We start from the raw sequence: 5,355 nt of genomic DNA, 5'->3' as shown, positions 1-5,355 counted from the left end.
GCGACGGCCGCGCCCGCCTTGGCGAGCTCGAGGGCGATTTCCTTGCCGATGCCGCTCGCGGCGCCCGTGACGACTGCGGTCTTGCCATTCAGATCTGCTGCCATGTCCGTCTCCTCCCGTTATCGGATCGAAAAAGTACGCGCCCGCCCCTTCGGCATTCGTCGCCGGTGCGACGCGGCGGGCCAGCCGTCATTGTGCACGATCGGCCCCGCCGTTCGCGCGCAAAACGTCTAAGCTTAAGGTCGGTTCCGTCACGCGGGAGATTCACATGCACTATCGACGGCTAGGCCGCTCCGGCCTGCAGATCAGCGCGCTTTCGCTCGGCTCCTGGGTCACGTACGGCAACCAGGTCGACCAGCGGGTCGCGCGCGAATGCCTCGCCGCGGCACGCGACGCGGGCGTCAATTTCTTCGACAACGCCGAGGTCTACGCCGGCGGCAAATCCGAGGAGATCATGGGCCACGCGCTCAAGTCGCTCGACTGGCCGCGCGTCAGCTATATCGTGTCGACGAAGTTCTTCTGGGGGCTCGCCGAGGCGCCGAACCAGTATCACACGCTGAACCGGAAATACCTGTTGAACGCCATCGACGGCTCGCTGCGCCGGCTCCAGCTCGACTATGTCGATCTCGTCTATTGCCATCGCCCCGATCCGAACACGCCGATCGAGGAAACCGTCTGGGCAATGAGCGACATGATCGTGCGCGGCAAGGCGCTGTACTGGGGCACGTCGGAATGGAGCGCCGACGAAATCCGTGCCGCATGCGAGATCGCCGAACGGCATCACCTGCGCAAGCCCGTCGTCGAACAGCCGCAGTACAACCTGTTCCACCGCACGCGGGTCGAGCACGAATATGCGCGGCTCTACGAGGATTACGGTCTCGGCCTCACGACCTGGAGCCCGCTGGCGTCGGGCCTGCTCACCGGCAAGTACCGCAACGGCGTGCCGCCCGGCAGCCGCGCGCAGTTGCAGGGTTACGACTGGATGCGTGACCGCCTGACCGATCAGGCTGCCAACGATATCGTCGAGCGGCTCGGCGGAATCGCGGCCGAGCTCGGCTGCAGCACGGGCCAGCTCGCGATCGCGTGGGCACTCGCGAATCCGCACGTCAGTTCGGTCATCACGGGCGCGTCGCGGATCGAGCAGATCGGCGACAACATGCGCGCGCTCGACGTTGCGGCGAAGCTGACGCCGGACGTGAAGCAACGCATCGAGGAGGTGGTCGGCGACGCATATGAATAAGGCGATGCACGGCCACTCGCGTACAATACGCGGCCGCATCGGCGCCCGGCCCGACGGCCGCGCGCGATCGACCGCTTTCATCGATTCACCTTTCGTTTCAGGCAGCTCGCCATGCTCAGTTATCGTCACGGTTTTCACGCAGGCAACCACGCGGACGTGCTCAAGCACGCCGTCGTCGTCCAGCTGCTGCGCTACCTGAACAAGAAGGACAAGTCGTACTGGTACATCGACACACATGCGGGTGCCGGCGTGTACTCGTTGCGCGACGGCTATGCGGCAAAAACGTCGGAATTCGACACCGGCATCGGCCGGCTGTGGGACGAAAAGAACCTGCCGGAAGCGCTGGGCGAGTATGTCGACGAAGTCCGCGCGCTGAACGACGATGGCGAACTGCGCTTCTATCCCGGTTCGCCGTACATCGCCTGGCGATCGATGCGCGAACAGGACCGCATGCGCCTGTTCGAAATGCACACGACCGAAATCGACGTGCTGCGCCACAATTTCCGCGACGCGGGGCGACGCGCGATGATCTTCGCCGGCGACGGCTTCGAAGGGATCAAGGCGCTGCTGCCGCCGCCGCCGCGACGCGCACTCGTGCTGATCGACCCGTCCTACGAGGACAAAAAGGACTACGCACGCACGGTGAGTTGCGTGACGGAATGCCTGAAGCGATTCGCGACGGGCTGCTATGCGATCTGGTACCCGCAGGTCACGCGGCTGGAGTCGCAGCGCTTTCCCGAGCAGTTGAAGCGCCTGCAGCCGAACAACTGGTTGCACCTGACGCTGACGGTATCGAATCCGCCGACGGACGGCCTGGGCCTCTACGGCAGCGGGATGTTCATCCTGAATCCGCCGTACACGCTCGCGCAGAGCATGAAAGAAACCCTGCCCTATCTGGTCGAGAAGCTGGGACAGGATAGCGGCGCCCGCTGTCAGATCGAGCACCGCGGCAACTGATCCGGCGACCGGCCGTTACGGCTGCGGCCTCGGCGCAAGCCGCGGCTGATTGACTGGCTGCCCGCCCCACGTGGGAACGTTGATATAAGGCGCGACGAACAGCGGAACCGACGTGTTCGGCGCCTGCCCGGCCGGGGCGCGCATGCCCGCCGGCTCGACGATCGGCTCCGCAGACAGCGGTGCTGTCTGCAAGACCAATCCGCCCTTGCCGTCCTGGATACCGCGTTGCGTATCGAGAACCAGCGGTTTGGACGACGTTGCGGCACTGGCTGCAAGGCCATGGACAAGCACCGCCGCGCCCAGAACGAGACGCGCGCGAGCACTGCGACGCACATCGAGACGCAAACGCATGATCGTGTCCTTCAGGATGAAAAGCAGGCCCATACCATAGCGCTGCACTGACGATTTCGCCAGATCCGGTGCACAAAAAAACAAAGCCCCGTCAATACGGGGCTTGCTAATCGTTCGGTGCCACACGGCACCTGACGGTAACTCCGATTACAGCGAGTAGCCGTTGGTTTCGAGCGAGCGGATACGGCTCTCGAGCTGGACGATGTCCGACGACGTGGCGAGGTAAGCCTCACGGCGCTCACGTTCTGCGGATTCGAACCAGTTGCTCAGCTTTTCGACGATGTAGGCGATCATGACATTCTCCAAGGAAGAGGGACCCCTGGTGAATCGAGATTCAGGGATTTCCCGTATAGGGTTATCCCGAATTATAGCGATGCCGCACCAAGATGCCAGTGAAATACTTGCATGGAGACCATTCCAAATCGGAATGGCTGATCGCAAAACAAACCTAAACCATTGATTTTTATAGATATTGAATTCGGGCGCGTTTTGCGACTCGAGTGCGCGCACTAATTTGGTTCACCGACCGGGTCGGCAAGGCGCGCCAAAATCGGGCATTCCGGCCGACCGTCACCATGGCAGTGCGCGGCCAGATCGGCCAGCGTGTTGCGCATGTCGCTCAGCTCCGCGATACGTTTGTCGAGCTCGGCCACGTGCTCAAGGGCAATCGACTTCACTTCGGCACTCGCACGGGAGCGATCCTGCCAGAGCATCAGCAGTTTGCGGATGTCCTCGACGAGAAAGCCAAGCCGCCGGGCCTGACGGATGAATCGCAGGATATGGATTTCGTCCGCACCGTAAATCCGGTAGCCGGCGTCGGTACGCTTGCTCGGTGCAAGGAGGCCAACCTGTTCGTAGTACCGGATCATCTTTGCGCTGACTCCGGATTCGCGTGACGCATCGCCGATATTCATTCCCTGCCCTCTCCATCAAGCCCCGGTTTCGACCGTGAACGTCGACGAATGCAATCGTTGACGACATGTCGATCGTATCAAATCACGCAGTTTCGTTCTGCGATCGGGCGCTGGCAGCTGGATAGCGGTGGATCTGGCGAGCAGTGACGGGACGCGATGAGTTTTCTGCGTCGACGCGCATTTCCGCCGCCGAAATGCAAAAACCCCCGCCTGGTCGGGCGGGGGTTCTTGGCTTAGGGAGCCTGACGATTACCTACTTTCACACGGGAATCCGCACTATCATCGGCGTAGAGTCGTTTCACGGTCCTGTTCGGGATGGGAAGGGGTGGGACCGACTCGCTATGGTCATCAGGCAAAGAGGGTTGTTCTGCTGGCGTGGCCAACAGAACCAATCTGGGAAGAAGCAGTAATTTTGAGTTGTGTGTATCACACACGAGAATCCAACATGTCGCTTTGGATCTTGCAGCCAGTGCTTTCACACGGCGCCGATCTACAAGGCAGACTTGTTATAGGATCAAGCCTTACGGGCAATTAGTATCAGTTAGCTGAACGCATTACTGCGCTTACACACCTGACCTATCAACGTCCTGGTCTCGAACGACCCTTCAAGGGGATCTAGTCCCCAGGGATATCTCATCTTAAGGCGAGTTTCCCGCTTAGATGCTTTCAGCGGTTATCTCTTCCGAACATAGCTACCCGGCGATGCCACTGGCGTGACAACCGGTACACCAGAGGTTCGTCCACTCCGGTCCTCTCGTACTAGGAGCAGCCCCCTTCAAATATCCAACGCCCACGGCAGATAGGGACCAAACTGTCTCACGACGTTTTAAACCCAGCTCACGTACCTCTTTAAATGGCGAACAGCCATACCCTTGGGACCGGCTACAGCCCCAGGATGAGATGAGCCGACATCGAGGTGCCAAACACCGCCGTCGATATGAACTCTTGGGCGGTATCAGCCTGTTATCCCCAGAGTACCTTTTATCCGTTGAGCGATGGCCCTTCCATACAGAACCACCGGATCACTATGACCTGCTTTCGCACCTGCTCGACTTGTCGGTCTCGCAGTTAAGCACGCTTATGCCATTGCACTATCAGCACGATTTCCGACCGTACCTAGCGTACCTTCGTACTCCTCCGTTACGCTTTGGGAGGAGACCGCCCCAGTCAAACTGCCTACCATGCACTGTCCCCGACCCGGATCACGGGCCAAGGTTAGAACCTCAAACAAACCAGGGTGGTATTTCAAGGACGGCTCCACCGAAACTAGCGTTCCGGTTTCATAGCCTCCCACCTATCCTACACAGATCGGTTCAAAGTCCAATGCAAAGCTACAGTAAAGGTTCATGGGGTCTTTCCGTCTAGCCGCGGGTAGATTGCATCATCACAAACACTTCAACTTCGCTGAGTCTCGGGAGGAGACAGTGTGGCCATCGTTACGCCATTCGTGCAGGTCGGAACTTACCCGACAAGGAATTTCGCTACCTTAGGACCGTTATAGTTACGGCCGCCGTTTACCGGGACTTCAATCAAGAGCTTGCACCCCATCATTTAATCTTCCGGCACCGGGCAGGCGTCACACCCTATACGTCCACTTTCGTGTTTGCAGAGTGCTGTGTTTTTATTAAACAGTCGCAGCCACCAGTTTATTGCAACCCCTTCACCCTCCTGGCGCAGGCCAGTCAAGCTACAAGGGCGTACCTTATCCCGAAGTTACGGTACCAATTTGCCGAGTTCCTTCTCCCGAGTTCTCTCAAGCGCCTTAGAATACTCATCTCGCCCACCTGTGTCGGTTTGCGGTACGGTCATCGTTAGACTGAAGCTTAGAGGCTTTTCTTGGAACCACTTCCAATTGCTTCGCTCCCTAAGGAGCTCGCGCCACACCCTTGAATT

General features: G+C 59.5%; 6 protein-coding genes and 2 rRNA genes (1 of these 8 only partly in view). 2 read left to right on the top strand and 6 right to left on the bottom strand.

The features are described 5' to 3' along the window. A partial coding sequence (locus HWX00_RS28160; protein ID WP_143066288.1) for an SDR family NAD(P)-dependent oxidoreductase occupies positions 1–104 on the bottom strand: 104 nt, incomplete at its 3' end. Positions 105–268: 164 nt separating this feature from the next. On the opposite strand from HWX00_RS28160, the gene HWX00_RS28155 reads away from it, so the two are divergent. Both HWX00_RS28155 and HWX00_RS28150 read left to right on the top strand, forming a co-directional pair. Then, the gene (locus tag HWX00_RS28155) at positions 269–1,240 is read left to right on the top strand and encodes a potassium channel beta subunit family protein (protein ID WP_175029396.1); all 972 of its coding nucleotides are present in this window, start codon (positions 269–271) and stop codon (positions 1,238–1,240) included. A 111-nt stretch (positions 1,241–1,351) separates the two neighbouring features. Then, a complete protein-coding gene (locus HWX00_RS28150; RefSeq protein WP_034191150.1) occupies positions 1,352–2,197 on the top strand; it encodes a 23S rRNA (adenine(2030)-N(6))-methyltransferase RlmJ in 846 nt (281 codons plus the stop codon). Between the two features lie 15 nt (positions 2,198–2,212). Here HWX00_RS28150 and HWX00_RS28145 read toward each other — a convergent pair whose 3' ends face one another. The 5 genes from HWX00_RS28145 to HWX00_RS28125 all read right to left on the bottom strand — a co-directional run. After that, positions 2,213–2,581: a hypothetical protein gene (locus tag HWX00_RS28145; protein WP_049032286.1), complete on the bottom strand. Its 369-nt coding sequence runs from the start codon at positions 2,579–2,581 to the stop codon at positions 2,213–2,215. A gap of 114 nt (positions 2,582–2,695) precedes the next feature. Then, positions 2,696–2,842 carry a DUF3563 family protein gene (locus HWX00_RS28140; protein ID WP_006478295.1) on the bottom strand — a complete coding sequence of 49 codons (147 nt, stop codon included), beginning with the start codon at positions 2,840–2,842 and terminating at the stop codon, positions 2,696–2,698. A gap of 215 nt (positions 2,843–3,057) precedes the next feature. Further along, positions 3,058–3,462, bottom strand: coding sequence for a Cu(I)-responsive transcriptional regulator (gene cueR / locus HWX00_RS28135; RefSeq protein ID WP_034191148.1), 405 nt, complete (start codon positions 3,460–3,462; stop codon positions 3,058–3,060). Between the two features lie 240 nt (positions 3,463–3,702). Then, positions 3,703–3,815 (bottom strand): 5S ribosomal RNA (rrf, locus tag HWX00_RS28130). 157 nt (positions 3,816–3,972) lie between these two features. After that, positions 3,973–5,355 (bottom strand): 23S ribosomal RNA (locus HWX00_RS28125); it runs 1,495 nt beyond the window's last position.

Origin of the sequence: Burkholderia seminalis DSM 23518, assembly GCF_902832885.1 — a bacterium.
GTDB classification, from domain to species: domain Bacteria; phylum Pseudomonadota; class Gammaproteobacteria; order Burkholderiales; family Burkholderiaceae; genus Burkholderia; species Burkholderia seminalis.
This window is presented reverse-complemented; position numbering and strand designations above follow the sequence as displayed.

What these genes read in the sequence shown, in the direction of transcription:
- HWX00_RS28145 (WP_049032286.1), bottom strand. Translation starts at nt 2,581, where the DNA reads ATGGGCCTGCTTTTCATCCTGAAGGACACGATCATGCGTTTGCGTCTC.
- HWX00_RS28150 (WP_034191150.1), top strand. Translation starts at nt 1,352, where the DNA reads ATGCTCAGTTATCGTCACGGTTTTCACGCAGGCAACCACGCGGACGTG.
- HWX00_RS28140 (WP_006478295.1), bottom strand. Translation starts at nt 2,842, where the DNA reads ATGATCGCCTACATCGTCGAAAAGCTGAGCAACTGGTTCGAATCCGCA.
- HWX00_RS28155 (WP_175029396.1), top strand. Translation starts at nt 269, where the DNA reads ATGCACTATCGACGGCTAGGCCGCTCCGGCCTGCAGATCAGCGCGCTT.
- cueR (WP_034191148.1), bottom strand. Translation starts at nt 3,462, where the DNA reads ATGAATATCGGCGATGCGTCACGCGAATCCGGAGTCAGCGCAAAGATG.